Source organism: Paenochrobactrum glaciei (assembly GCF_039522165.1).
GTDB lineage: Bacteria > Pseudomonadota > Alphaproteobacteria > Rhizobiales > Rhizobiaceae > Paenochrobactrum > Paenochrobactrum glaciei.
The window spans coordinates 134237-159567 of the sequence record NZ_BAAADE010000001.1; the positions used below are offsets into that span (position 1 = coordinate 134237).

The following is a 25331-nucleotide window of genomic DNA, read 5'->3' on the forward strand; positions in this document are numbered from 1 at the left end:
ATATGATGGCTAAGTTAAGCGCCGCCGATCTTTTTCCGCTCGGTGAAGACAAAACTGAATATCGCAAACTGACATCCGATTATGTTTCGGTCGAAACATTCAAAGGCCAAGAAATCCTGACTGTCGAAGAAGAAGGGTTGCGCCTTTTGTCAGAGGCCGCTTTTTCAGACATCAACCATCTGCTGCGCCCAAGCCACCTCAAACAGCTGGCTAATATTCTGGAAGACCCGGAAGCCACAGACAATGACCGTTTCGTGGCGTACGACCTTTTGAAAAACGCCAATATTGCTGCGGGCGGCATTCTGCCAATGTGTCAGGATACCGGCACGGCTATCATTATGGGTAAAAAAGGCCGTCGCGTCTGGACAGAGGGCGGCGATGCCGATGCCCTGGGCGCCGGTGTTTTGGATGCCTATAACAAGAAAAATCTGCGCTACTCCCAGCTTGCGCCGATTTCAATGTTTGAAGAAAAGAACACCAAGAACAACCTGCCGGCACAGATCGACATTTATCAGGAAGGCGACGATGCCTATAAGTTCCTGTTTGTTGCCAAAGGCGGCGGCTCGGCCAATAAAACATTCCTGTTTCAGGGCACGCCATCCCTTCTCACTCATGACCGGATGATCGAGTTTCTGAAAGAGAAAATCCTGACCCTCGGCACCGCAGCCTGCCCGCCTTACCATCTGGCGATTGTTATCGGTGGCACCTCTGCCGAGATGAACCTGAAAACGGTGAAGCTTGCCTCCACGCGCTATCTGGATGAGTTGCCAACTGAAGGTTCCGAAACCGGCCACGCTTTCCGCGATCTGGAAATGGAAAAAGAAATTCATAAACTGACCCAGTCGCTTGGTGTGGGCGCGCAGTTCGGCGGAAAATATTTCTGCCATGATGTGCGCGTCATCCGTCTACCACGTCACGGCGCATCACTGCCGATCGGCCTTGGTGTTTCCTGCTCGGCTGACCGTCAAGCAAAAGCTAAAATCACCAAGGAAGGCATCTTCCTTGAGCAGCTGGAAACCAATCCGGCACAATATATGCCTGAGATTGATGAGGAAAAGCTTTCATCACATGTGGTGAAAATTGATCTTAATCAGCCGATGGATCAAATTTTAAAAGAATTATCGCAACATCCTGTAAAGACACAGCTTTCTCTCTCCGGCTCCATCATTGTTGCGCGCGATTTGGCACATGCTAAAATCCGTGAACGCTTGGAAAACGGCGAAAGCATGCCGGAATATTTCAAAAACCATCCGATCTATTATGCAGGCCCTGCCAAGACACCAACCGGCTATGCATCCGGATCATTTGGCCCGACCACGGCAGGACGTATGGATTCTTATGTTGACCAGTTCCAGTCTTTTGGCGGCTCCATGGTTATGCTTGCCAAGGGCAACCGCTCCCGTCAGGTGCGCGATGCTTGCGGCAAACATGGCGGCTTCTATCTTGGTTCCATCGGCGGCCCTGCCGCACGTCTTGCTCAAGACTGCATCAAAAAAGTCGAAGTGGTAGAATATCCGGAACTCGGCATGGAAGCCATCTGGCGCATTGAGGTTGTCGACTTCCCTGCTTTCATCGTCATTGATGACAAGGGCAACGACTTCTTTAAAGAGCTGAACCTCAGCTAATATTTTTATAAAAAAGTATCAAAAAAGCCGGAAAGAAATTTCCGGCTTTTTTCATTAAAATCGGGAATCGCGTGACAAGCCCTTTTCTGCCAATTCAGCCAAGTAAGCCTGCCAAAGCGCATCATGCTCGGCACCCAGTTTGTGCAGATAGTTCCATGTAAACAAGCCGCTATCATGCCTGTCATCAAAAACAATACGCACAGCATAATTACCAATCGGCTCAATCCGGCTGATCGTTACATTGCGCTTGCCACCAATGGTTTTGCGTTGTTCTGGCGTGTGTCCCTGCACTTCTGCGGAAGGTGATAAAACCCGCAACATTTCTGCACGGAGCACATAAGAACTGCCATTATCAAAGCTAATGTTAAGCTCAGTGCGGTCTTGTGAAACCCGCAACTCCACCGGCCAGATATCACTCACAAAACTGCTCCTTTAATGCCTTTGCTCGTGCGTCAAGATTTACGCGCAATTCTCATCAATCACAAGGCAATAGCACGCACTTGCTATAAGTCATGATCAAACCATTTTGATCGCTGGACAGCGAAGCTTAGAAGCCTTATCTCTGGATATGAGGGCGAAACATAATAATAATGAGCTTTTCAATGCAGGACGTGAAAAAAACAGCTGATTTTGAGCCTTATGCGCCAATGATTGATCCGTTTGAGCGGGTGATCAATTATTTGCGCGTTTCGGTGACAGACAGATGTGATTTTCGCTGCACATATTGCATGGCAGAACATATGACCTTTCTGCCGCGCAAAGACCTTCTCTCGCTGGAAGAATTAGACCGCCTTTGCAGCACATTTATCGCCAAAGGCGTCAAAAAACTAAGGCTTACCGGCGGTGAACCTTTGATGCGTAAAAACATCATGCATCTTATTCGTGAGCTTTCCCGCCACTTAGAAAGCGGCGCACTCGAAGAGCTTACACTTACCACCAATGGCTCGCAATTATCGCGTTTTGCACAAGAACTGAAAGAATGCGGCGTTCAGCGCATCAATGTTTCCATCGACACGCTCGACCATGATAAGTTTCAACAGATCACCCGCTGGGGCAAGCTTGAGCAGGTGCTCAACGGCATTGATGCAGCCCTAGAAGCCGGACTGCATGTCAAGCTTAATACGGTCGCTCTGAAAGATTTTAACGAGTTTGAAATTCCATCCATGCTTCAATGGGCGCATGGGCGCGGCATGGATATGACCCTGATTGAAACCATGCCGCTCGGCGAGATTGATATTGATCGCACCGACCAATATCTGCCGCTCTCCAAGGTCAGGCAAGATTTGCAATCGGAATTTACGTTGGAACCGCTTGACTTTCGCACCGGCGGCCCTGCCCGCTATTACAAGGTTGTAGAAACCGGCGGCAAACTTGGCTTTATTACCCCGCTGACCCATAATTTCTGTGAAAGCTGCAATCGCGTGCGCATTACCTGCACCGGCACGCTGTTCATGTGTTTAGGCCAGGAAGATGCAGCTGATTTGCGCGAGCCGCTTCGCGCCTCCGAAAGCAATGCACTTCTCAGCCGCACCATCGATGAAGCGATTTCCCGTAAGCCCAAGGGGCATGATTTTATCATCGACCGGCGCGACCAGCGCCCTGCACTATCCAGACATATGAGCATGACCGGCGGATAGGTTTCGCGCCGACCATATTAAATTTCTGCATCTTTCGACACTCATAATAATGATAAATATGAAAGCCTTACCGTGGTAAACTCTGCCAATTTGCGTGCCGGTATCTATATGATGATTGCGATGGGATTATTCACCATCGGCGACAGTATCACCAAAATTTTGGCGCAAGAGATGAATGGCGGCCAATATATGCTGGTGCGCGGTTGCTTTGCCACCGCCATTATCACCACTTTGGCATGGTATCAGGGTAGCCTGCGGAAAATCGGCTTTAACGCGATGGTGGCCTTGCGTGTCGCTGCCGAAGTCGTTGCGGCCATCACCTATATTTATGTGCTGAAATTTGTCTCGCAGGCTTTCGCCTCCTCCATCTTTCAGGCCGTTCCTTTGTTTGTGACCATCGGTGCAGCTGTGTTTTTGCGGGAGCATGTCGGCTGGCGTCGCTGGACATGTATTCTCATTGGTCTTGTCGGCGTGTTGATTATCATTCGGCCGGGCGGCAATGAAATTGCCGGTATCACCAGTATCGGGCTTTTGCTCTTAAGCGTTTTGGCCGCTGCGGTGCGTGATATTGCAACGCGCCGCGTGCCGGATACAGTACCGACGCTTTATCTCTCAACGCTTACAACCGTTGCCACCACGATGATAGGCGCGGCCATCATCATGCCGATGGGCGGCTGGACACCCTTGACTATAAACAGTGTTTTCCTCTGTATTATTGCGGCTGTTTTGCTGCTAATTGGCTATAGCTTCATCATCATGGCCATGCGTCAGGGCGAAATCTCTTTTGTCTCCCCTTTCCGTTATACCAGCCTGTTATGGGCAATCATTCTCAGCACTGTCATTTTCCGTGAGCCACCTGACCTTTGGACAATTTTCGGCGCGCTGATTGTGGTGAGCAGTGGTGTTTACATGATCTATCGCGAAAGCGTGCTGAACAAACGTGCCGAGCAACGCAGTACCCTTGCCTCCATTCCAACGGGGATCGACCCTTCATGAATGATATTCAAGCCCGCAGTATACCGGTTGTCATTCTTGCCGGTGGCCGCTCAAGCCGTATGCAAGCCGAAGGGCTTACAGGAGACAAATATTTGCATTTGCTGGATGACAAGCCAGTGATTGCCCATTTGATTGAACGCTTAAAAATGCAAGCCGATCATATCGCTTTAAACAGCAACCAGCATCAAAGCGATTTATCGCGATTTGGTTTGCCCGTTATTGCAGATCAGTTTGCCTATAATTCTGGCCCGCTTACCGGTATCCTCACCGCGATGCATTATGCAAAAGATCAGGCTTTTGTAGTAACCGCCGCGGCAGACACACCTTTTATCCCAAGTGATCTGCTCGAAAAACTTTTAAGCCAACAACAAACCACCCAAAGTGATGTCGTCTTTGCAACATCCAATGGCGCAACGCACCCGACTTTTGGCTTGTGGCGCACAAATCTGGCAGCAAATCTATCCTCTTGGCTTGCCCAAGGCCACAAGCCAAGCGTCATTAGTTTTGCCATGACGATTAAGCAAACGATCGCCGACTTCCCCGTTCAGTCCCTGCCGGATGGCAGCACATATGACCCTTTTTTCAATATTAACGAACCGGCTGATCTCATCAAAGCACGCCAGTTGCAAAAACAATTGAACCGATGAATACGAAAATGACAACATCACCAGTCTTTGGCATCACCGGCTGGAAAAACGCCGGTAAAACCACCATGACCGAAAAACTGGTGCGTGAACTGACACAGCGCGGCTGGCGTGTTTCCACCATCAAACATGCGCATCATGATTTTGACATTGATGTGGAGGGAACGGATTCATGGCGCCATCGCAAAGCCGGTGCCGGTGAAGTGGCCGTTGTCTCATCCCGCCGCTTTGCGATCATCCATGAAAATATGGATGAGGCTGAGCCTTGTTTAGATGATATTCTTGCGCGTTTATCGCCGGCTGATCTGGTGCTGGTGGAGGGGTATAAACAAGGCACCCACCCCAAGCTTGAAGTGATCAGACAAGCCAGCCAAAAACAAGCGCCTATCTATGAAACGAATGAAACCATCATTGCTTTAGCAAGTGATTTAAGCGCGTCTGATCTCAAACAATCCGGTCACTTACCACTTTTTCAGCTCAATGACATCACATCAGTTGCTGATTTTATTGAGCGATTTTGTGGTTTGAAAAAGAGCTGATTCCGCGACGGCCACCACATACTAGTTAATCTGTTGATTGAGACAAATCCTCTCTACGTCTTTGGTATTAGACTATCATCATTATGCAAATTTTCTCGTCAAAAAAGCAGCTTTTAAGCTTTATTTTCCGGCACTTTGCCTGCAATTTCTCTTAAAAATTTACACCAAGCTTTTTTTAAATTTTATTTAAACTGAAAAATCTGAATACGGCTTGCCTTTCTCCTGAAAATAATGGGAATATCAATCCATAAGAAGCAAATGCTTCACACATGTTTTTGATTGGCAGCTTTCCGCTACTAGCCAAAGATATGTGCAAAAACAATGATAAACGACGGCCTTAAATGCGAGCAACCGTAAACAAAGGCTGCAAATATAAAGAGGGAAAAATGCGTCTATCAAAACGTATGACTTATGCCGTTTCGGCTTTTGCATTTGCACTCAGCCTCAATGCAGCTGGCATCACCAGCGCATCAGCGGAAGAACCACTGAAAATTAAAATCGCATCTGAAGGCGCTTACCCGCCATTCAACTTCATCACATCAGACGGTAAACTCACCGGCTTTGATGTTGAAATCGGCCTTGCTCTTTGTGAGGAACTGAAAGCCGATTGTGAAATGGTCACACAGGAATGGGATGGCGCCATTCCGAGCCTGCAAGCTGGCAAGATCGATGCTTATATTGCCTCAATGTCGATCACCGAAGAGCGCAAAAAGCAGGTCGATTTCAGCGGTAAATATTATAACACCCCTCCGGGCATTGTTGTGCCAAAAGACAGCCCGATTACCGGCATGACCAAAGAAGATCTCGCCGGCAAAACAATCGGTGTTCAGGTTTCAACAACCCACGCCAATTACTCGGAAAAGACCTTCACGGACAGCGAAATCAAAGCCTATCCGACAGCGGAAGAATATCGCCTTGACCTCGTCAATGGCCGTCTTGATGCCGTCAATGATGATAGTGTGACCCTGTCGCAGTGGTTGGAAACACCAGAAGGTGCATGTTGTAAGATGCTTGGCACATTCCCGCCAGTCATTGAAATTCATGGTCCGGGTGCCGGTGTTGCCGTCAAGAAAGGCAATACAGAGCTGGCAGACAAGCTTTCTGCCGCCATCAAGGCCATTCGTGCCAATGGCAAATACAAGGAAATCAACGACAAGTACTTTGCGTTTGATGCCTATGGTGCAGAAAACTAATCAATAAATGAACGGCCTTTCTTAAAACTCAAGAAAGGCCGTTTCCATTTTATCTGTCAAAACGCAGACCTGTAAAAGCCAGAACGCGGCCTCAAAGCATAACAATGCAGGCCACGCATAATTTGAGAAAGAAAAGGCGCATAAGCGCATGGATTATTATTTAAGTTTAATTAGTTTTGGACCTGAAGGCTGGGCCAGCAATATTTTATCTGGTCTGGTGATTACTGTTTCTCTGGCTGTTGCCACCCTGCCACTCGGTCTGGCACTTGGCTTTCTGATTGCTCTTGGCAAACAATCGCCTGAACCATCTTTGCGACTGGCTTCAAATATTTACACAACCATTTTCCGCGGGCTACCCGAACTTCTTACTTTGTTTCTGGTTTATTTTGGTGCCACGCTTGGCGTACAAAAACTTACTGCCGCACTTGGGTTGAATATTCAGATTGAAATCAATTCCTTTGCCGCCGGTATGCTGGCGCTGGGATTTGTTTTCTCGTCCTATTCTAGCGAAGTGTTTTTATCCGCTTTTCGTGCCATTCCTGCCGGACAATATGAGGCAGGCTATGCCATTGGTCTTTCCAAATGGCAGACCATGCGCAAGATCATTTTTCCGCAATTGATCCGCATTGCCCTGCCCGGCCTTGCCAATCTCTGGCTGGTCTTGCTCAAAGACACATCACTCGTCTCGGTTATTTCGCTTTCAGATATTATTCGTCAAACCCAGATTGCCGCACGTGTTACGAAAGAGCCATTTCTCTTTTATGGCCTTGCATGCCTGCTTTATCTCAGCCTTGCGGTTATTTCGTCCTATTTCATCAACCGGATTGGTGACTGGGCAAGCAATAATAAAAAGCGAAGCGCAGCATGAGCAAACATATGTCCTCCACTGCTTTAAGGCGCACTGAAGTTGAATGTTTAAAGCCACCGGCAATGAAACGTCGCTGGACGAAGGCACGTATCACCGGCCATATACTGGTCGGCCTATGGCTTATGATGTTCGCCGGTCTTGCTATCTATCTTTATAATTCATGGCAGATCGATCTGGTACAGACCTATGGCCAGCGTTATTGGTCCGGCCTCCTCACCACATTAAAGCTTGTCGCTATCTCTATTGTTTTGGGTGCGCTGGTTTCGCTGCCTGTTGCCGCGGCGCGTATGTCAAACTCCAAGTTTCTGCGCCGGATTTCTTATGGCTATGTGTATTTTTTCCGCGGCACGCCGCTTTTGGCACAGGCGTTTCTGATTTATTACGGCTTTGGTACATTCCGGCCGTTTTTAGAACAGGTCGGCCTTTGGGTGTTTTTCCGCGATGCATGGAACTGCGCCATCTTAGCCTTTACGCTTAATACATCCGCCTATCAGGCCGAAATTTTACGTGGCGCTATTCAAAGTGTTGCCGTTGGCCAATGGGAAGGTGCAGCCGCACTTGGCCTCAATAAAAGAGTAACATTCTGGAAGGTCATTCTGCCGCAAGCACTGATCGTGGCATTGCGCCCTTACGGCAATGAAATCATCCTGATGATCAAAGGCTCCGCGATTGTTGCTATCATTACCGTCTATGACCTGATGGGCGAAACGAGACGTGCTTATTCGCGCACTTTTGATTTCCAGACATATCTGTGGGCGGCTGTTTTATATCTTATCATCGTAGAAATATTGCGTCATATTTGGGAATGGATTGAACGCAGAATTACCAGACATTTGAAGCGCTGATCTGCACCCATGATGGCTGACATACAAAATGCAAAGGGAAGAGAATGAAAATCTGGGGACGCGATAATTCAGGCAATGTCAAAAAGACATTATGGACGGCTGAAGAACTCGGTCAGGATGTGGAATATATCCACGCCGGTGGCAAACATGGCGGTCTGGACAATCCTGAATTCCTAAAACGCAATCCCAACGGCAAAGTGCCGCTTCTCGAAGACGGCTCATTTTACTTATGGGAATCCAATGTGATTGTGCGCTATCTGGCAGCACAATATGGCAAAGGCAGCCTTTGGATTGAAAACCCTGCCGAGCGCGCTTCTGCCGAAAAGTGGATGGACTGGACATCAAATTCCGTTGCCCCGCATTTCCGCACCATCATTCAGCACGGTTTGCGCCTGCCGGAAGAACAACGTGATGCCAAGCTACTGGCACAATCTGTTGCCGAGCTTTCCAAAGTGCTGAAAATTGCCGAGGCTCATTTGGGCGAGAATGAATGGATGTCAGGCAAGAGCTTTGGCATCGGCGATATACCGCTTGGGGTAAATCTCTATTTATGGTTCGGCATGCAGCTTGATCGACCGTCTATGCCGAACTTAGAGCGCTGGTATCAGCAGTTGCAGGCACGCCCTGCCTATCGCCACCGCGTAATGACCACCATTGAATAACCAGCCCGCATTTGAGTGCTTCCAGTGACAATATCATGATGGAAGCGCTCTTAAGTTTTGTTTTAATGCATTAAGCTGCGCAAAATCGCTGCACAGTTTTGCAAGCAATGCTCTAAAAGGATTTTTATGATGGCAAAAGTTGCTTATCTCGGACTTGGCGTTATGGGATATCCAATGGCCGGTCACCTCAAAAACAAAGGTGGCCATGCGGTAACAGTCTATAACCGCACCACTGCGAAGGCTGAAAAATGGGCGAAAGAATTTGGCGGCACTTTTGCTGCAACGCCTGCCGAAGCAGCTAAAGACGCTGATTTTGTTTTTGCCTGCGTTGGCAATGATGATGATCTGCGCTCAGTCACATTGGGAGAAAATGGTGCATTTTCGACTATGAAAAAGGGCGGTTTTTTTATTGATAACACCACGGCTTCCGCAGCCATTGCCAGAGAACTGGGCGAAGCTGCACAAAAAGCCGGTTTCAAATTTATGGATGCCCCTGTTTCCGGTGGTCAGGCAGGCGCTGAAAATGGGGTACTCACCGTTATGGTTGGTGCCGATGAAAATGATTTCAACACGGCCAAGCCAGTGATTGAAGCTTTTGCCCGCTCAGTCGGCTTGATGGGTCCTGTTGGTGCCGGACAATTGGCCAAAATGGTCAATCAAATCTGCATTGCAGGTCTGGTTCAAGGCTTAGCAGAAGGAATTCATTTCGGTAAAAAAGCCGGCCTTGATATCAGCAAGCTTATTGAAGTGATTTCCAAAGGTGCTGCTGGATCATGGCAGATGGAAAACCGCCATAAAACTATGGATCAGGGCGAATATAATCACGGTTTTGCCGTTGACTGGATGCGCAAAGATTTGAGCATCTGCCTTGATGAAGCCAATCGCAATGGCGCAATGCTGCCTGTGACTGCCCTTGTCGATCAGTTCTATAAAGAAGTGCAGAAACTGGGTGGCGGCCGCTGGGATACTTCTTCATTACTGGCGCGGCTGGAACAATAATTCACATCCGGCTCTTTAAGTTGCCTTAACTCTCATTATCCTTTATGAACCTCAAAAAAGAGCCGTCGATGCGGCTCTTTTTATTGTCTCCCAACCGACAGCAAGTGCTTAAAAAGCATGAAATATTGGCAAATTAATATTTAGCCTCGTAAGCGTGCCCGCCGGTTTATTTGTATGTATTGGCGGAAGTTATGATTGCGGTATCAAAGAAAAGCCCTGCTCACATTGCTATGATTGCGCTGTTCCTTGGCGGCGTCGCCATTGGTACATCACCTATTTTTGTGCGCCTTTCAGAAACAGGTCCGCTGGCAACGGCTTTTTGGCGTTTGGCTTTGGCAATGCTGCCGCTTTTGGCATTTGATAAAATGTTCATCAAGCCGGAAGCGAGAACAGAACCTTTCACATGGAAGGATTATTTTGCACTCGGCATTCCGGGCTTATTTCTGGCCGGAGATCTGGCGCTCTGGCATGCAGCCCTCAATATTACGACCGTTGCCAATGCCACCTTGCTTGCAAATATGGCACCAATTTTTGTGGCTGCCGGAGCCTGGATTTTCTTAGGTATCCGTCCGTCCCGCCCGTTTGTGATCGGTCTCGTCCTTGCTTGCATCGGGCTGGTGGTTTTGAAAGGCGGCGTGGCAGGCCTTACCGACGGACAGGTCAAAGGCGATGGCCTCGCGCTGATCGCTGCGATGTTCTATGCAGGCTATATTTTGTTTCTGGGCAAGCTTCGGGCGAAATTCACTGCCATGCAAATTATGCTGGCAAGTACTATTTCAGCCAGCATTGCCATGCTGATTGTATCGGTTGCTTTTGAAGCGAACCTGTTTCCGCTCACTTTTTACGGCTGGGCAATTCTGATCGGCCTTGCGCTGATCACCCATGCAGGTGGCCAAGGGCTTATTACCTATGCGCTGGCCTATCTGCCCGCCTCTTTCTCATCGCTCACTTTGCTGATCCAGCCGGTTGTGGCTGCCATTCTGGCATGGCTTATCCTCAGTGAGCCTATCGGCATAATGCAGATTATCGGCGGTATTATTATCATTTGCGGCATTTTATTTGCCCGCCGCAGCTAATTAAAAAAGCGGCGGCTTCAAAATGAAGCCGCCGCTTTTAGTTTACTTATTTATCTTCAACCCATTCCTTGATACGGTCTGGATTTGCTTCAATATATTTATCAACTGCTTTTTCATAAGAAGTTTCCTGCGCGTTAAACATCGCAGCCTCCAACTCATCAATCGGCAGCTTCATCCGCTTCAAGAAACCAGCAGCTTCAGGGTTTTCTTCGGCAAAGCCTTTGCGTGCCAGCACATCTACATGTTCTGCATCACCAAGAGCTGTTTCCGGATCATCAATATAGCGCAGCTTATATTTTCCGAACATCCAGTGCGGGCTCCAGGCGGTAGCTACAAACCAGCCGTCTTTGCGCATTTCACGGTCTACAGTGGTGAGCATTGCCGCTTCACTGGAAATCTGTAGCTTATAATTCAAGCCATAAGCCTTGATGGCTTCTTCCGACAAGCGGGTAAGACCTGCCCCCGGATCAATACCCTGGATCTGGCCTTTCAGTTTTTCCTGAACTTCGGCCTTTTTTAGATCTTCGATCGAGTTGATCTCACTTTCCGGAATATAGGCCGGTACAACCCACCCAAGCTTTGCACCTTCATAAACGGGCCCAAGATTTTCAACTTTGCTTTCCACGCGCTTATAATAGTCCTCGTGGGTCGCAGGCAGCCATGCCATCATCATCGCATCCAGATCACCACGGCTCACGCCCTGATAAAGCGGTGCCACGTCGGTCTGAACCAGCTCGACTTTCTGGCCGTATTTATCTTCCAACAATTTTGCTGCGAGTTTGGTGACAAATTCAGCGTCGGACCATGGAGCCCAACCCAGTTTCACGGTTTTGGCATCCTGTGCCAATGCCGAAGTTGCCATAGTTCCCGCCAGCAATGCCGCCAGGCTTAGACGTGTCAGTTTCCCAAACATATCTTTTCCTTTTCGGTTTTTATTTTTGCAATGCATCGCTTTTATACGTTCGAATTTTGAAAACGCCTTTTCAAAGCGATGCATAAATTCATTCGCAAACAGCTCTTATGCTTCCTGTTTATTCAGCACAGGCTGCTTGACGTCGCTTGCCTCTTTTTTAAAAAATGCAAGGCGCTTGAGGAAGCCAGAACGCTCCTTGCCAAAACTCTGGGTAATCCGGTCAAGAACGACCGCCAGAATAACCACGGCCAAACCACCTTCAAAACCAGTGCCAACATCAAGGCGCTGAATACCGGTGAGAACCGTATTACCAAGACCACCCGCACCAATCATCGATGCGATCACCACCATCGAAAGCGAGAGCATGATGGTCTGGTTTACACCTGCCATGATGGAAGGCATCGCATTCGGCAACTGCACTTTGAAGAGCAACTGTTTGCCGGTGCAACCAAAGGCAAGTCCTGCCTCAATAAATTCACCATCCACCTGACGAATACCAAGATTGGTGAGACGTACCACCGGCGGCATTGAGAAAATAACCGTCGCAATTGTACCAGGCACCGCACCAAGGCCAAAGAACATGGCCGCAGGAATAAGATACACAAAGGCAGGCATGGTCTGCATCAGGTCAAGTACAGGGCGTGTAATGGTTGCCACTGTTTCACTGCGCGCCATCCAGATGCCCAGCGGAATACCAATCAGCATAGCAATAATGGTTGCAGCCAGCACAAGCGACAAGCTCTGCATCATGCCTTCCCAAAGCCCCATATGGAGCACCAACGCCATGGCAAGCAGGGTAAAGAGTGCGAATTTGCCACCAACGCGCCAAAGGCTGAGCGCTGCCAGAATGAGAATGCCAGCAACTGGCGGTAAGGACAACAAAACTTGCTGAATACTGCCGGTCACCAGACCGATTGCAGCAGAGATTGCATCCAACAGCGGGGTGAAATGGTCAAGAATATAATTGACCACAATATCGGCACCCTTACCAATACTAAAATCGAAATTCATTTTATCCGTCCGTTCCGGATGCTTTTATGCATCCTTATCTTTGTTTCCACGCACACTATTCCAATGCTTCAAACGAAGCAGAATGGCTGCGCTCAACTGGCACGGTCGAGAGTTTCAAGCAGTGCAGTTTTGCTGATCGCACCGACATAACGATTGTTTTCATCAACAACCGGCACCGGCCAGCGGCTTTCAGCGACGCGCCCCAGAACATCAGACAAGGATTCTTCTGCCTGTATCGGCTCCAAATCCGGAATAAAGGCTTCACGATAAGGCTGCTCTACTTTTGATTTCAAACGATCGATCAGCGCATCTTTACTGATCATGCCGTGATAGCCACGGTCACGACCAACGATAATAGCAACTTCGCGTCCTGCGCTTTCCATTTGTTTCAGTGCTGCCGCAGCGGAAACACCATGGCGCTCGATGATCGTCAGCTGGGTGCTGCGGGCAATATCACCGGCCTTGAAGACCTGCGACACATCCACATTGCGGAAGAAGGAGCGCACATAGTCATTGGCTGGCTGCGAAACGATCTCGTCGGGTGTGCCAACCTGCACCACCTTACCGTGCTGCATGATGCAGATACGGTCGCCAATGCGCATCGCTTCATCAAGATCATGACTGACAAAGATAATGGTGCGACTGTTTTCTGCTTGCAACCGAATGAGCTCATCCTGCATTTCGGTGCGGATCAGCGGGTCAAGTGCTGAGAAAGCCTCGTCCATCAGCAAAATGGTCGGCTCGCTTGCCAAGGCACGCGCCAGCCCGACACGCTGCTTCATACCACCGGACAATTCATCCGGCTTGCTTTGCGCATAAGCTTCAAGGCCAACAGCTGCCAGCGTCTTCATTGCTTTTTCGTGGCGTTCGGCCTCACCGACACCGGCAATTTCCAGACCAAAGGAAGCATTATTCAAAACAGTCCTGTTTGGCAAAAGCGCGAAGGACTGAAAAACCATACTCATATCGCGGCGGCGCAAGTCGATGAGTTCTGGCTTCGACATTTTGGTAATGTCGCGACCATCAACTTCAATAACACCCGATGTTGGCTCAATCAAACGGTTGAGCAACCGTAGAAGCGTGGATTTCCCGGAGCCTGAAAGCCCCATAATGACGAAAATCTCGCCTTCCATAATCTCAAATCCGGCATCATCCACACCAATTGTGCAGCCGGTTTCACGATGGATATCTGTTTTGGATTTTCCGGACTTCAATTCTTTTAAAGCGCGTTCCGGACGATCGCCAAAAACTTTGAAAACATTTTTCAAAGAAATTTTTACTTTTTCGGAAGTTTCTTTACTATCGTTGTCCGTAATAAATACCATATATTAAAATTAACCCTGCCTTGTCGGGCAGACCTAACCTCCTTAAACAAGCAAAAATGAACTCATATATTAAAGTTTAAAGTATATAACTTAAAAACTTCAACAATAAGAACTCATTCAATTCAGATTTCGGATTTAGTATATAGAAAACTGACTTTATGTCCACCCAAAGACAAAAATCTACTCATATCAGAATGCTCTAAATCTTGCTACATCCCGTACTATACAAGGGATGCAGCCATGTTAAATTTTTATATTTTGGAAGCGCAAAAGAGCCGTTTTATGGCCGGATCAAAGACAAGAGACCATACATTCCACACCTTTTCCATGCCGGCATAATCGTGGCGTGAATCAGGGCTTTTATTTAAAAAAATCGCTAAAACGACCCTCAAAAATGCGTTTTCCGCACAAATTTCAAATAAAACTTATGTAAAAAATACGGAACCAATCCTGCATTCAGCAGTTAGTTTGATACAGGCCACGCCTTTTAGAAGCTAAAAAATGGAGGTTCTCATGTTACGTGCTGGAATTTTATGGATGCTCGGCGTTCCGTTTTTTGTAGTTCTGATCCTTTGGTATTTCTTTTTCTGATCAAGGCAAACGCAGCTCGCGTATAATTGCACAAATTTCGTTTGCGCCCCTTACAATAACGCTATGCCGTGAATATGTTGGGGCGCTAACAGATTTGCAATTTAAAAGGATAAACCATGCCTGCCAAACAAATAACCATCGATGTTATATCGGATGTGGTATGCCCATGGTGCTTTGTAGGCCGCAAAAGGCTGCAACAGGCATTAAATCTCCTGCCAGACGTGGAAGCGACCATACGCTGGCGCCCTTATCAGCTCGACCCGAATATTCCGGCTGGCGGCAAGGATCGCAAAGCCTATATGAAAGAAAAATTCGGCTCCAGTTCGCGTGCCGATGAAATGCACGATCAGCTGATTAAAACCGGTGAAGACAACGACATTGAATTTGATTTCGATGCCATTGAGATTGCGCCAAACACATTGGATGCGCATCGCGTCATTCATTGGGCAGCGCAGGCTGGCACAACTGATGCCCAAGACAAGCTCGTCGGCGAACTGTTTTCGCTTTATTTTGAGCAAGGCCAGAATATCGGCGATCATAAAGTACTGGTAGAAGCAGCAAGCAAAGCCGGCCTTGAAGCACCTGTGATTGAAAAACTGCTGGAAACCGACGCTGACAAGCAGAATATCCGGCAAGAAATTGAAACAGCCACCCGCATCGGCGTGCGTGGAGTGCCATGTTTCATTATTGACCAGAAATATGCCGTCATGGGTGCACAAAGTGCCGATGTTCTGGCCGATGCAATCAGTCAGGCCGCCAGCGGTTTTGAACCAGGTATTATTGAAGACCGTTAATCACGGTGACATTTTTAATCAAAGTTTTAGCGGCTGCTCGAGAAATCAAGCAGCCGCAATTTTTGCAAGCTGTGTCATCACCACAGCCGCGCCTGTGAGACGTTTTTCCGGTGTCGGCCAATCGCGGATCAGCACAATACTTTGATCAGGGCGGATTTTTGCCAATGATCCCTGCTCGCCAATCATTTTCACCAGACCAACCGGATTAGGGAATGTCTTATCACGGAACTGGATAACGACACCCTTCGGCCCCGCATCCAGCTTCTCGACATTAGCTTTGCGGCAAAGCGCCTTGATGAAGACAATTTTCAGCAGGTGCTGCACTTCTTCCGGCAATGGGCCAAAACGGTCGATCAGCTCGGCTGCAAAAGCGTCAATATCCTGCGTTTCTTCCAGATCAGCCAGACGACGATACAAACCAAGACGCAATTGCAGATCAGGCACGTAAGCTTCCGGTATCATCACAGCCGTGCCGATAGAAATCTGCGGCGACCACTGCGTGCTCTCCACCACTTCCGTGCCCTGCAATTCGGCAACGGCTTCTTCGAGCATCTGCTGATAAAGCTCGAAACCGACCTCTTTGATATGACCGGACTGCTCTTCGCCAAGCAGATTGCCCGCACCACGAATATCCATATCATGGCTGGCAAGCTGGAAACCTGCACCAAGCGTATCAAGCGATTGCAGCACTTTCAGGCGGCGTTCAGCGGTTTGCGTCAAGGTACGCCCGACAGGCAGCGTAAACAGCGCGAAAGCACGCTGTTTAGAACGCCCCACACGGCCACGGATCTGGTAAAGCTGCGCCAGACCAAACATATCCGCACGATGGACGATCAATGTATTGGCGGTCGGCACATCAAGGCCGGATTCCACAATAGTGGTGGAAAGCAGCACATCATATTGACCTTCATAGAAGGCGTTCATGATGTCATCGAGCATGCCCGGTGCCATCTGACCATGCGCCACAGCCACTTTCAGCTCAGGCACATGTTCATCCAAGAACTCTTTGATATGCGCCAGATCAGACACACGCGGACAGACATAGAAACTATGACCACCACGATAATGCTCGCGCATCAAGGTTTCACGGATCACCAACGGATCAAATGGCGAAATAAATGTGCGCACCGCCATACGATCAACCGGTGGCGTGGTAATCAACGACAATTCACGCACACCTGTGAGCGCCAATTGCAATGTACGCGGAATTGGCGTGGCGGAAAGAGTGAGCACATGCACGTCTGATTTCAAATCTTTCAGACGCTCTTTATGCTTCACGCCAAAATGCTGTTCTTCATCGATAATAAGAAGACCAAGATTTTTAAACTTGATGCCGGATCCAAGCAGCGCATGGGTGCCAACAACAATATCCACTTTGCCGTCTGCCACGTCTTTTTTGACCTGCGACAGTTCTTTCGCGCCAACCAGACGCGAGGCTTGCGCCACATTGATCGGCAGCCCATGGAAACGCGCTGTAAATGTTTTGAAATGCTGACGTGACAGAAGTGTTGTCGGAACGACCACGGCCACCTGAAAACCATTAAGCGCGGCAATAAAGGCTGCGCGCAAGGCCACTTCGGTTTTACCAAAGCCGACATCACCACAAATCAGACGATCCATCGGACGACCAAGCGAGAGATCATCAGTGATTGCCTCAATGGCGCTCAGCTGATCTTCAGTCTCATCATAAGGGAAACGGGCTGCAAACTCGGCATAAAGCCCTTCAGGTGGCGGCATAACCGGCGCACCTCGCATCTGACGCTCAGCCGCAATCTGAATGAGATGTCCGGCAATTTCCAGTAAGCGTTTTTTAAGCTTGGCTTTGCGTGCCTGCCATGCGCCACCGCCCAATTTATCAAGCAGTGCTGTTGAGCCCTCACCGCCAAAACGCGACAGAAGCTCGATATTTTCAACCGGCAAGAACAGACGGTCATCACCGGCATAATGAATTTCCAAACAATCATGCGGCGCGCCCGCAGCCGTGATGGTTTTAAGCCCGACAAATTTACCAATGCCGTGATCGACATGCACAACAATGTCGCCAGCCGTCAACGCACCCGCATCAGAGATAAAGTCCTGATCGCGTTTGCGCTTCTTGGTGCGGCGCACCAAGCGGTCACCCAGAATATCCTGCTCAGCCACAACCACCAGATCACTGGCGGTAAAGCCGCTTTCAATCGCCAGCACGGTTGCGGTGATTTTATCGCGCGATAAAGCTTTGACAGTGCGAAGTTCGTCAACGGTTTCGATTTTTTCAAGGCCATGCTCGCCAAGCACTTGCAGCAAGCGATCAAGCGAGCCTTCACTCCATGCTGCCAACATGACTTTTTTGCCGCTGGCTCGCAAATCAGCCAGATATTTAACCACCACCTCAAAGAGGTTAATATCGGTGGCAGCGCGCTCTTCGGCAAAATTTCTTGCAGCCTGCACATCGGCATGAATGACGGTGCGACCTGCAACTTCCGGCGCACCAAAAGGGGTCAGATCAATGCGCATACCGGCAGCCTGCGCATGTTCCTGCACTTGTTTAGGCGACATATAAAGCGCCGACGGACGTACAGGCTTATAAGGCACACTATCGCCCGGTTCCTTGCCTGTTGCCTGACGCTCACGCGCTTCATAATGATCAAGCACCAATGTGTGGCGCTCGGCCAAAGCCTCAGTCACCAGATGGTCAAACACCACCGGCATGGAGCCCGTGTGATCAAATACCGTTTCCAGCTCATCATAAAAGAGCGGCAGCCAGTGTTCCATACCGGCAAAACGGCGCCCCTCACTGATGGCCTGATAAAGCGCATCATCGCGTGAAGGCGCACCGAACATCTGCACATATTGCGAACGGAAACGGCTGATCATTTCCGGCGACAGCGTAATTTCGCTCATCGGCTGGAGAATGAAAGTTTTCTGATTGCCGCTGGTGCGTTGTGTTGCCGGATCAAATGTGCGGATTGATTCCAACGTATCACCAAAGAAATCAAGACGCACCGGCTCTTCTGTGCCAGGCGCAAAGAGATCAAGAATACCACCGCGAACGGCAAATTCACCCACATCACGCACCGTCGGCACGCGTTCAAAACCATTGCGTTCCAGCTTGCCGGCAAGCTCGTTCATATTAAGACGATTGCCCGGACGCGCGGAAATCACCTGATCGGCAAGTGCTGCACGCGGCGGCAGCTTTTGCAACACGGCATTGGCAGTGGTTAGAATAATCGCAGGATGGCGCTGCTGTTGCAGATTGGACAAATACGCCAATGCCGCCAGCCTGCGCGCACTGGTATCAGCGCCCGGTGACACGCGATCATAAGGCAAACAATCCCATGCAGGCAGATGCAACACAGGCAGATCAGGACGCACAAAGTTTAAAACCTGCTCCAGATCCGCCACGCGCTGACCATCGCGCATCACAAATAACAGAGGGCCGCCCTCGCCCACTTCTTCAACTAATCTGGCAAGGCAAAACCCTTCAAAACCATCCGCCACGCCATCAATCGTGACATGCGCGGTTTTGGACGGTTTCAAGCCAAATTTGGAAAATACGGACATCGGACAGAACTCTATTTTTACAGCAATTTATATACGCCACTCAGCAGCTTAAAAGCTGATGATATTAAAACGCTATACGCTTACGGAAATCGATAATATCGCGGAACAGTGGTGTATCAAACTCTGTCGGTATCGCGCTTTCACCGGTAACCCATTTGAACAAATCGCGATCCAGCACTTCAAGCAGATGCTCATATTCATCAAGCTGTGCATCCGTAAAACCGGCAAGATATTCATCGGCATATTGACCAAAGATGATGTCCATCTCTTTCATGCCGCGATGCCATGAACGGAACAACAGCTTGCGGCGTCTGACATCAAGATCAGCTCTAGCCGCGGCCCTTTCAACTGCTGCATTCGTGGCTTCTGTTGTATCAGTCATAAAAACGCTCTCCGCTTCACCTTTATTCTCTTCGCTATACAGCATTTATCCGCAATGTGGGAACCTGTTTTACTCTTTTAAGCGATACAGAACAAAAAGTGCACAAATTTTTACAACAGTGACTTGCATGCAACGAAAATCCGGTTAAAGCTTCGCCTCATGCGACCTTCAATGCTTGATCCGTTTTTTGCCTCCGTCAGAACACTTCCCGGTATCGGGCCGAAAGTGTCCCTCCTGCTTGCAAAATTACTCGGCAGCGAACCTGCATCAGAGCCACGTGTCGGCCAGCTTATTTATTACCCGCCAAGTTCAGTCATTGACCGGCGTTTTCGCCCAACCGTTAATTTGGCCGAACATAGCGCAATCGTCACTTTAGAAGTGGTGGTGGATTTTCACCAGCCAGCCTTTTCAGCCTCCGGCAAAACCCGCGCCAATGCTCCGCACCGCGTTATTGCCCATGATGACACAAGCGAAATTACGCTCGTTTTTTTCCATGCGCAAATCCCTTGGCTGCACAAAGTATTACCCGAAGGCGAAACGGTGGTCATCTCCGGTAAGGTGGAATGGTTTAACGGTCGCGCCCAGATGGTGCATCCCGATTACATTGCCAGTATCCATGACACGGACGGGTTACCACTGTTGGAAACGGTTTATCCGACAACAGCCGGTCTTTCACCCAAGGTGCTCAACCGTGCAATTGATGAAGCGCTCACCCGCATTCCGGTCATGCCGGAATGGATTGATGAAAGCCTAGTGAAACGGGAAGAATTTCCCGGCCACAATGAAGCACTGGTGCATATGCATCAGCCGGAAGAGCCACAAGATATTGAGCTGGAAAGCCCTTATCGCAGGCGACTGGCTTATGATGAGCTGCTAGCCGGACAATTAGCCCTTGCGCTTGTACGGGCAAAGACACGCAAACTTTCTGGCCGCCCCTTACAGGGCAATGGCCAAATCATTCAGGCGATTTTACAAAAGCTGCCCTATCAATTAACTGGCAGCCAGCAGACAGCCATTGAAGAAATCATCACCGACCTGAAAGAACCGCAACGCATGTTACGGCTTTTGCAAGGGGATGTCGGCTCCGGCAAAACTATTGTCGGCCTCATTGCTATGGCACATGCCGCTGAAGCAGGCGGACAATCCGCACTGATGGCACCCACAGAAGTGCTTGCTCGTCAGCATTATGCAACGATTGCGCCCTTGGCAGAAGCAGCTGGCCTGAAGGCCGCGCTTTTGACAGGGCGTGAAAAGGGACGTGAACGTCAGCGCATTCTTGATGAATTGCGTGAGGGCGAAATTAATATCATCATCGGCACCCATGCCCTGTTTCAGGAAAAGGTCGAGTATCATGATTTGGTGCTTGCCATTATTGACGAGCAGCATCGTTTTGGCGTGCATCAGCGCCTGATGCTAACCGCCAAAGGCACTGCACCTGATATGCTGGTGATGACGGCCACCCCTATTCCACGAACATTAGTGCTGACCGCCTTTGGCGACATGGATGTTTCCAAGCTTACCGAAAAACCGGCAGGCCGCCGTCCTATTACGACAGTGACATTACCACTGGAGCGATTGGACGAGCTTATTGACCGCATGCAAAGCGCGATACAAGACGGACAAAAGATTTATTGGATCTGCCCTTTGGTGGAAGAATCCGAACATATTGAACTGACATCCGCCGAAGAACGCTTTCACACATTGCAAACTGTTTTCGGTGATCGTGTCGGCCTTATTCATGGCCGGATGACGGGCACTGAAAAAGATGAAGCCATGCGTGCCTTCAAACAAGGCAAAACCCGTCTGTTGATTGCGACCACCGTGATTGAAGTGGGCGTTGATGTGCCGGATGCCACCATCATCGTGATTGAACATGCCGAGCGCTTTGGCCTTGCACAGTTGCATCAGTTACGCGGACGTGTCGGACGCGGTGATAAGCCCTCTTCCTGCCTGTTGCTTTATAAAGGCCCATTGGGCGAAATATCCAAAGCACGGCTGAAAGTAATGCGCGAAACCGAAGATGGCTTCCGTATTGCCGAGGAAGATTTGAAACTGCGCGGTGAAGGCGAGTTGCTTGGCACAAGACAGTCCGGCACACCCGGCTTCAAGCTCGCCTCCCTCGAAGTACATTCCGACCTGTTGGAAATTGCCCGTAAAGATGCGCGCTTAGTTCTGGAAAAAGATCCGGAACTGACTACAGCACGCGGTGAAGCTTTGCGTACCCTGCTTTATTTGTTCAGCCGTGATGAAGCGATCCGGTTATTACGCGCCGGTTGATTAATTTTTACAGAATCAAAACATGATTCTGATTATTTTATGAAAATGAAATTCACTCTAGCTGACTGATAAATCGGCACTTTTTGCATTTCACCCTTCAAAATAACGTCCTAAATCCCATTCTTTCAAAGTTTTTTGCATTCTTATCAACATTCGGCACATTTCTTCAGTTTGCTCGCTTGACAGGCGCACACGAACGCCTTAAACGAGCCACACACCAGACGGAAACGTCGGTTACCAAGTTCCGGTTTAACCGGAATGAGATGCGCGGGTGTAGCTCAGTTGGTTAGAGTGCCGGCCTGTCACGCCGGAGGTCGCGGGTTCGAGCCCCGTCACTCGCGCCACTTTCTTCAAATCATATGATTATCGTTGAAAGTGGCGCACCCCGCCTCAATCTTCTTTATTTTCAATAACCCAGTTCGCATTTCAAAAGCCTCGATACGCTGCGGCTTTAAGCTATTTTTTACGCAAATTTCAGGCAGCAAAAAAGCGCGCCCATTTTAAATGAGGCACGCCCTGAACAATTCTGATGTTAACTAGACAGAGTGCGACGGCACAGATCAGCCGCCACGTTATTTCACTTCAAAACAATACGCACTGCCTGACGACCACCCATCACACATGTCTTCATGTGAATAGTCGCCTTAGGCATCGCAACGCGCTGCTTACGCGCCGCATGGCATTTTAACAGAGCCACCAGATCACGCGCCTGAAAAGAATGCGAAACACGACGCAACTCAACGAGGCTCATAGCTGCATCACGCAGTAACTGCACAGAGAAAAGCGACGGCTTAGGCGTTGCTTCTACTGCATAAAAATTCCAGTCGGATGGCTCCCGTAAAGAACCGGCAGCATGCACATCGTACATCTTCGACATTGTGAAACCCTTTCACTCAAAACATTGCGGGTTTTTTCAACGGCCGCCACAATATGCGTGGCGACAAAACACGAGGTTCATTCTTTAGTTAGCGATCGCGTAGCAACCGAATTTCTGTTTTTTCAGAGCTGCACATGCATTCCATGCCGCCTGCTTGCTGGCAAAGCCAACAAAACGAGCGCGGTAGAACATGGTTCCGTTCATCTGGAATGTTTCAGTGTACGGAGATGCAGATTTCAAACCGCCGACAGAAGCATTGGCTTTTGCAAGCATAGTGCGTGCCTGATCTTCACTTGGTAGTGAACCGATCTGAACAGCCCAGCCACCGGCAGATGCTGCGGATGCAGTGGTTACCGGATCAATATTATTGTTAGCGGCATTATTGGCCACACTTGGCACTTCTGCGCGTGGTGTTGGCACAATCACATTTTCAATAGCTTTGGCTGCAGGGCGCGCCATCGGCGCTGCAAGAGCGAGCACCTGAGGTTGTTCCTGCTCGCGGTCGCCTTCGCCAAACTCACCATTAATCACCTGCTCAATGCCGCCATCCTGACGCATAACCGGCAGAGGCGCCTCCTTAGCGGTAGGCAGTGAAACAGCGGCGACATTGACGGCACCATCGGCACGAGCTGCGATCAGAGCATTATTACCACGCCCACGCGATGCTTGCGGGAGATATTTGGCAATCAGTTCCTGCATGTGCTTATCACGGCTGGCAGCAGAGCGACCGCCCATCACAACTGCCACCATCTGCTTACCGTCAACATTAACGGAAGAAACAAGATTGAAGCCAGAGGCGTTGGTATAACCGGTCTTGATACCATCAACACCTTCAACACGTCCAAGCAAACGGTTATGGCCATTGATGGTCTGACCACGATAGGTAAAACTGCGCTTGGAGAAATAAGCATATTCATTTGGGAAATGCTGACGCAGTGCCATACCGAGAATCGCCATATCCCGCGCAGTTGAATGCTGCTGCATGTTCGGCAAGCCAGACGCATTGCGGAAAACAGTGCTGCGCATACCTAAGCGTTTAGCTTTCGTGGTCATCATCTGCGCAAATCGCTCTTCCGAACCACCGAGATATTCACCAACAGCCGCAGCAACGTCATTTGCTGATTTTGTAATGAGCGCCAAAATTGCAGCTTCAGCAGGAATCGACTGACCAGGCTTGAAACCAATCTTTGTCGGTGGACGCGATGCTGCGTAAGCGGAAACAGGAATCGGCGTATTGCGGTTTACACGTCCCGATTTCATCGCTTCAAACAGCATATAGAGTGTCATCATCTTTGTCAGCGATGCAGGGTAGCGCTGTGCATCCGCAGACGAACTGAAAAGTGTTTTACCTGTGTTGGCGTCAACGACAATAGCGGCATATTTTTCATTCGCAGGGGCGGCAGCAGTTGCCGTCACGACCTGAGATGTTGAACAACCTGTCACCACCGCCATTAGTAAGGCAGCATGAGCCGTTTTCTTGATGGCAGAAGCAGCTTGAAAAAACGCAATACGCACTACGATACCCACCTGAACACTGGTATTTTTTTACTGCGGCGCAAGCGACACACCACAACCTAATTCGTTCATCGTAATGGCAGCAGGGTTACTAATCCGTTTATAGATCGGTAATTCTTTTAAAAAACGGGCAATTTGTTGGCCGTAAGGTGCCTATTATCAGTGGATACTTTTAAAGGAAAAAATTAAATGTCTCAAAATCAATGGCTTAATTTCGGACTTTGAAGCTAAAATTATAAAATAAAAAACTAAAAACTTATCCACAGCCGGGCAAGATCAGTGCATTTTACTATGCAACCCTGATCCAGCACGGCTGTATTTTAATAAATTACTTCAGATCAGGATAAAAATGCGGAATGTCATCAAGGCCAAAACCGCTGACCTGTGTGATATAATAATAAAGGCCGAAAAGTACCGTGGCAACAATGGTTGTACGGAAGAATGCAAGCCAGACGCGCGGGCGTGCCGGTGCGCTGGATACTGTGCCCAGAATCACTTCATTTTCTTCATCTTGCGTCCTCAAGCCCACAGGCAAAAGTGCGAACAAAGCTGTCCACCAGATGATAAAATAAACGGCTACTCCGGACATCAGTGACATGATTAAACCTCTTCCAACTCAATCAGTGTACCGTTAAAATCTTTTGGATGCAAAAATAAAACCGGCTTGCCATGGGCACCAATTTTTGGTTCGCCATCGCCCAGAATACGGGCACCTTGTCCCTTTAACTGGTCACGAGCCTGCAAAATATCGGCCACTTCATAGCAGACATGATGCATACCACCCGACGGATTACGATCAATAAACGTTTGAATGGATGAGTTTGCCCCAAGCGGCTCCAGCAATTCAATCTTTGTATTGCCTACATCAATGAAAGCAACGGTTACACCATGTTCAGGCAAAGCCTGCGGCGCGGTAACAGTTGCTCCAAGTGTATCTTGGTAGAGTTTGATTGCTGCACCCAAATCCGGCACAGCAATCGCCACATGATTTAATCGTCCCAGCATATTCCCCTCCCGCT

The 25331-nt window shown here is 49.1% G+C and carries 23 protein-coding genes and 1 tRNA gene; 14 read left to right on the top strand and 10 right to left on the bottom strand.

Annotated features, from left to right (window positions below; genetic code table 11):
• The first annotated feature begins 5 nt into the window (after positions 1–5).
• Positions 6–1625 (top strand): fumarate hydratase, encoded by a 1620-nt coding sequence (locus tag ABDZ76_RS00705; RefSeq protein ID WP_343802850.1) that lies wholly within the window; start codon positions 6–8, stop codon positions 1623–1625.
• 54 nt (positions 1626–1679) lie between these two features.
• Here ABDZ76_RS00705 and ABDZ76_RS00710 read toward each other — a convergent pair whose 3' ends face one another.
• Positions 1680–2045: a gamma-butyrobetaine hydroxylase-like domain-containing protein gene (locus ABDZ76_RS00710; protein WP_184219900.1), complete on the bottom strand. Its 366-nt coding sequence runs from the start codon at positions 2043–2045 to the stop codon at positions 1680–1682.
• 182 nt (positions 2046–2227) lie between these two features.
• Between ABDZ76_RS00710 and moaA the strand changes: the two genes are divergently transcribed.
• From moaA to ABDZ76_RS00760, 10 genes are all read left to right on the top strand, one after another.
• The gene (moaA, locus tag ABDZ76_RS00715; protein WP_343800063.1) at positions 2228–3262 is read left to right on the top strand and encodes a GTP 3',8-cyclase MoaA; all 1035 of its coding nucleotides are present in this window, start codon (positions 2228–2230) and stop codon (positions 3260–3262) included.
• A 72-nt stretch (positions 3263–3334) separates the two neighbouring features.
• Positions 3335–4258 carry a DMT family transporter gene (locus ABDZ76_RS00720; RefSeq protein WP_343800065.1) on the top strand — a complete coding sequence of 308 codons (924 nt, stop codon included), beginning with the start codon at positions 3335–3337 and terminating at the stop codon, positions 4256–4258.
• Positions 4255–4905, top strand: coding sequence for a molybdenum cofactor guanylyltransferase MobA (mobA, locus tag ABDZ76_RS00725; protein ID WP_343800067.1), 651 nt, complete (start codon positions 4255–4257; stop codon positions 4903–4905). The genes ABDZ76_RS00720 and mobA overlap by 4 nt, the downstream gene beginning before the upstream one ends.
• Positions 4906–4913: 8 nt before the next feature.
• Positions 4914–5441: a molybdopterin-guanine dinucleotide biosynthesis protein B gene (mobB, locus tag ABDZ76_RS00730; RefSeq protein WP_343800069.1), complete on the top strand. Its 528-nt coding sequence runs from the start codon at positions 4914–4916 to the stop codon at positions 5439–5441.
• 386 nt (positions 5442–5827) lie between these two features.
• A complete protein-coding gene (locus tag ABDZ76_RS00735) occupies positions 5828–6634 on the top strand; it encodes an ABC transporter substrate-binding protein (protein WP_374844498.1) in 807 nt (268 codons plus the stop codon).
• 148 nt (positions 6635–6782) lie between these two features.
• Positions 6783–7502: an ABC transporter permease gene (locus tag ABDZ76_RS00740; RefSeq protein WP_343800071.1), complete on the top strand. Its 720-nt coding sequence runs from the start codon at positions 6783–6785 to the stop codon at positions 7500–7502.
• 62 nt (positions 7503–7564) lie between these two features.
• The gene (locus ABDZ76_RS00745) at positions 7565–8347 is read left to right on the top strand and encodes an ABC transporter permease (RefSeq protein WP_374844541.1); all 783 of its coding nucleotides are present in this window, start codon (positions 7565–7567) and stop codon (positions 8345–8347) included.
• 44 nt (positions 8348–8391) lie between these two features.
• Positions 8392–9009 carry a glutathione S-transferase family protein gene (locus tag ABDZ76_RS00750; RefSeq protein WP_343800073.1) on the top strand — a complete coding sequence of 206 codons (618 nt, stop codon included), beginning with the start codon at positions 8392–8394 and terminating at the stop codon, positions 9007–9009.
• Positions 9010–9138: 129 nt separating this feature from the next.
• The gene (locus tag ABDZ76_RS00755) at positions 9139–10008 is read left to right on the top strand and encodes an NAD(P)-dependent oxidoreductase (RefSeq protein ID WP_343802857.1); all 870 of its coding nucleotides are present in this window, start codon (positions 9139–9141) and stop codon (positions 10006–10008) included.
• Positions 10009–10199: 191 nt separating this feature from the next.
• Positions 10200–11084, top strand: a complete 885-nt coding sequence (locus tag ABDZ76_RS00760) for a DMT family transporter (RefSeq protein ID WP_343800075.1) — start codon at positions 10200–10202, stop codon at positions 11082–11084.
• A gap of 46 nt (positions 11085–11130) precedes the next feature.
• Here ABDZ76_RS00760 and ABDZ76_RS00765 read toward each other — a convergent pair whose 3' ends face one another.
• The 3 genes from ABDZ76_RS00765 to proV form a co-directional block, all read right to left on the bottom strand.
• Positions 11131–11997 carry a glycine betaine ABC transporter substrate-binding protein gene (locus ABDZ76_RS00765; protein WP_343800077.1) on the bottom strand — a complete coding sequence of 289 codons (867 nt, stop codon included), beginning with the start codon at positions 11995–11997 and terminating at the stop codon, positions 11131–11133.
• Between the two features lie 105 nt (positions 11998–12102).
• Positions 12103–13008, bottom strand: a complete 906-nt coding sequence (locus ABDZ76_RS00770; protein WP_343800079.1) for an ABC transporter permease — start codon at positions 13006–13008, stop codon at positions 12103–12105.
• Positions 13009–13100: 92 nt separating this feature from the next.
• Positions 13101–14333 carry a glycine betaine/L-proline ABC transporter ATP-binding protein ProV gene (gene proV / locus ABDZ76_RS00775; RefSeq protein WP_343800081.1) on the bottom strand — a complete coding sequence of 411 codons (1233 nt, stop codon included), beginning with the start codon at positions 14331–14333 and terminating at the stop codon, positions 13101–13103.
• A 707-nt stretch (positions 14334–15040) separates the two neighbouring features.
• On the opposite strand from proV, the gene ABDZ76_RS00780 reads away from it, so the two are divergent.
• Positions 15041–15718 (top strand): DsbA family oxidoreductase, encoded by a 678-nt coding sequence (locus ABDZ76_RS00780; RefSeq protein WP_343800083.1) that lies wholly within the window; start codon positions 15041–15043, stop codon positions 15716–15718.
• A gap of 45 nt (positions 15719–15763) precedes the next feature.
• Here ABDZ76_RS00780 and mfd read toward each other — a convergent pair whose 3' ends face one another.
• Complete coding sequence (mfd, locus tag ABDZ76_RS00785; RefSeq protein WP_343800085.1) at positions 15764–19261, bottom strand: transcription-repair coupling factor; 3498 nt, start codon at positions 19259–19261, stop codon at positions 15764–15766.
• Between the two features lie 64 nt (positions 19262–19325).
• Positions 19326–19643 (bottom strand): FAD assembly factor SdhE, encoded by a 318-nt coding sequence (locus ABDZ76_RS00790; RefSeq protein ID WP_343800087.1) that lies wholly within the window; start codon positions 19641–19643, stop codon positions 19326–19328.
• 159 nt (positions 19644–19802) lie between these two features.
• Here ABDZ76_RS00790 and recG point away from each other — a divergent pair, with 159 nt between their 5' ends.
• Together recG and ABDZ76_RS00800 are read left to right on the top strand one after the other, a co-directional pair.
• Positions 19803–21920 carry an ATP-dependent DNA helicase RecG gene (recG, locus tag ABDZ76_RS00795; RefSeq protein WP_343800089.1) on the top strand — a complete coding sequence of 706 codons (2118 nt, stop codon included), beginning with the start codon at positions 19803–19805 and terminating at the stop codon, positions 21918–21920.
• A 267-nt stretch (positions 21921–22187) separates the two neighbouring features.
• Positions 22188–22264: transfer RNA gene (locus ABDZ76_RS00800), tRNA-Asp, on the top strand.
• Positions 22265–22497: 233 nt separating this feature from the next.
• On the opposite strand, the gene ABDZ76_RS00805 is transcribed toward ABDZ76_RS00800, so the two are convergent.
• From ABDZ76_RS00805 to mce, 4 genes are all read right to left on the bottom strand, one after another.
• On the bottom strand, positions 22498–22797 hold the full coding sequence (locus ABDZ76_RS00805) for a hypothetical protein (RefSeq protein WP_343800091.1): 300 nt from the start codon (positions 22795–22797) through the stop codon (positions 22498–22500).
• An 84-nt stretch (positions 22798–22881) separates the two neighbouring features.
• Complete coding sequence (locus ABDZ76_RS00810) at positions 22882–24312, bottom strand: SPOR domain-containing protein (RefSeq protein WP_343802860.1); 1431 nt, start codon at positions 24310–24312, stop codon at positions 22882–22884.
• Between the two features lie 328 nt (positions 24313–24640).
• Positions 24641–24910, bottom strand: coding sequence for a DUF1467 family protein (locus ABDZ76_RS00815; protein WP_343800093.1), 270 nt, complete (start codon positions 24908–24910; stop codon positions 24641–24643).
• 2 nt (positions 24911–24912) lie between these two features.
• The gene (gene mce / locus ABDZ76_RS00820) at positions 24913–25317 is read right to left on the bottom strand and encodes a methylmalonyl-CoA epimerase (RefSeq protein ID WP_343800095.1); all 405 of its coding nucleotides are present in this window, start codon (positions 25315–25317) and stop codon (positions 24913–24915) included.
• Between the last annotated feature and the right edge of the window lie 14 nt (positions 25318–25331).

Excerpts from the sequence above, each read along its gene's own strand:
- ABDZ76_RS00705 (WP_343802850.1), top strand. The coding sequence starts at position 6 with ATGGCTAAGTTAAGCGCCGCCGATCTTTTTCCGCTCGGTGAAGACAAA.
- moaA (WP_343800063.1), top strand. The coding sequence starts at position 2,228 with ATGCAGGACGTGAAAAAAACAGCTGATTTTGAGCCTTATGCGCCAATG.
- mobA (WP_343800067.1), top strand. The coding sequence starts at position 4,255 with ATGAATGATATTCAAGCCCGCAGTATACCGGTTGTCATTCTTGCCGGT.
- mobB (WP_343800069.1), top strand. The coding sequence starts at position 4,914 with ATGACAACATCACCAGTCTTTGGCATCACCGGCTGGAAAAACGCCGGT.
- ABDZ76_RS00735 (WP_374844498.1), top strand. The coding sequence starts at position 5,828 with ATGCGTCTATCAAAACGTATGACTTATGCCGTTTCGGCTTTTGCATTT.
- ABDZ76_RS00740 (WP_343800071.1), top strand. The coding sequence starts at position 6,783 with ATGGATTATTATTTAAGTTTAATTAGTTTTGGACCTGAAGGCTGGGCC.
- ABDZ76_RS00745 (WP_374844541.1), top strand. The coding sequence starts at position 7,565 with ATGAAACGTCGCTGGACGAAGGCACGTATCACCGGCCATATACTGGTC.
- ABDZ76_RS00750 (WP_343800073.1), top strand. The coding sequence starts at position 8,392 with ATGAAAATCTGGGGACGCGATAATTCAGGCAATGTCAAAAAGACATTA.
- ABDZ76_RS00755 (WP_343802857.1), top strand. The coding sequence starts at position 9,139 with ATGGCAAAAGTTGCTTATCTCGGACTTGGCGTTATGGGATATCCAATG.
- ABDZ76_RS00760 (WP_343800075.1), top strand. The coding sequence starts at position 10,200 with ATGATTGCGGTATCAAAGAAAAGCCCTGCTCACATTGCTATGATTGCG.
- ABDZ76_RS00765 (WP_343800077.1), bottom strand. The coding sequence starts at position 11,997 with ATGTTTGGGAAACTGACACGTCTAAGCCTGGCGGCATTGCTGGCGGGA.
- ABDZ76_RS00770 (WP_343800079.1), bottom strand. The coding sequence starts at position 13,008 with ATGAATTTCGATTTTAGTATTGGTAAGGGTGCCGATATTGTGGTCAAT.
- proV (WP_343800081.1), bottom strand. The coding sequence starts at position 14,333 with ATGGTATTTATTACGGACAACGATAGTAAAGAAACTTCCGAAAAAGTA.
- ABDZ76_RS00780 (WP_343800083.1), top strand. The coding sequence starts at position 15,041 with ATGCCTGCCAAACAAATAACCATCGATGTTATATCGGATGTGGTATGC.
- mfd (WP_343800085.1), bottom strand. The coding sequence starts at position 19,261 with ATGTCCGTATTTTCCAAATTTGGCTTGAAACCGTCCAAAACCGCGCAT.
- ABDZ76_RS00790 (WP_343800087.1), bottom strand. The coding sequence starts at position 19,643 with ATGACTGATACAACAGAAGCCACGAATGCAGCAGTTGAAAGGGCCGCG.
- recG (WP_343800089.1), top strand. The coding sequence starts at position 19,803 with ATGCGACCTTCAATGCTTGATCCGTTTTTTGCCTCCGTCAGAACACTT.
- ABDZ76_RS00805 (WP_343800091.1), bottom strand. The coding sequence starts at position 22,797 with ATGTCGAAGATGTACGATGTGCATGCTGCCGGTTCTTTACGGGAGCCA.
- ABDZ76_RS00815 (WP_343800093.1), bottom strand. The coding sequence starts at position 24,910 with ATGTCACTGATGTCCGGAGTAGCCGTTTATTTTATCATCTGGTGGACA.
- mce (WP_343800095.1), bottom strand. The coding sequence starts at position 25,317 with ATGCTGGGACGATTAAATCATGTGGCGATTGCTGTGCCGGATTTGGGT.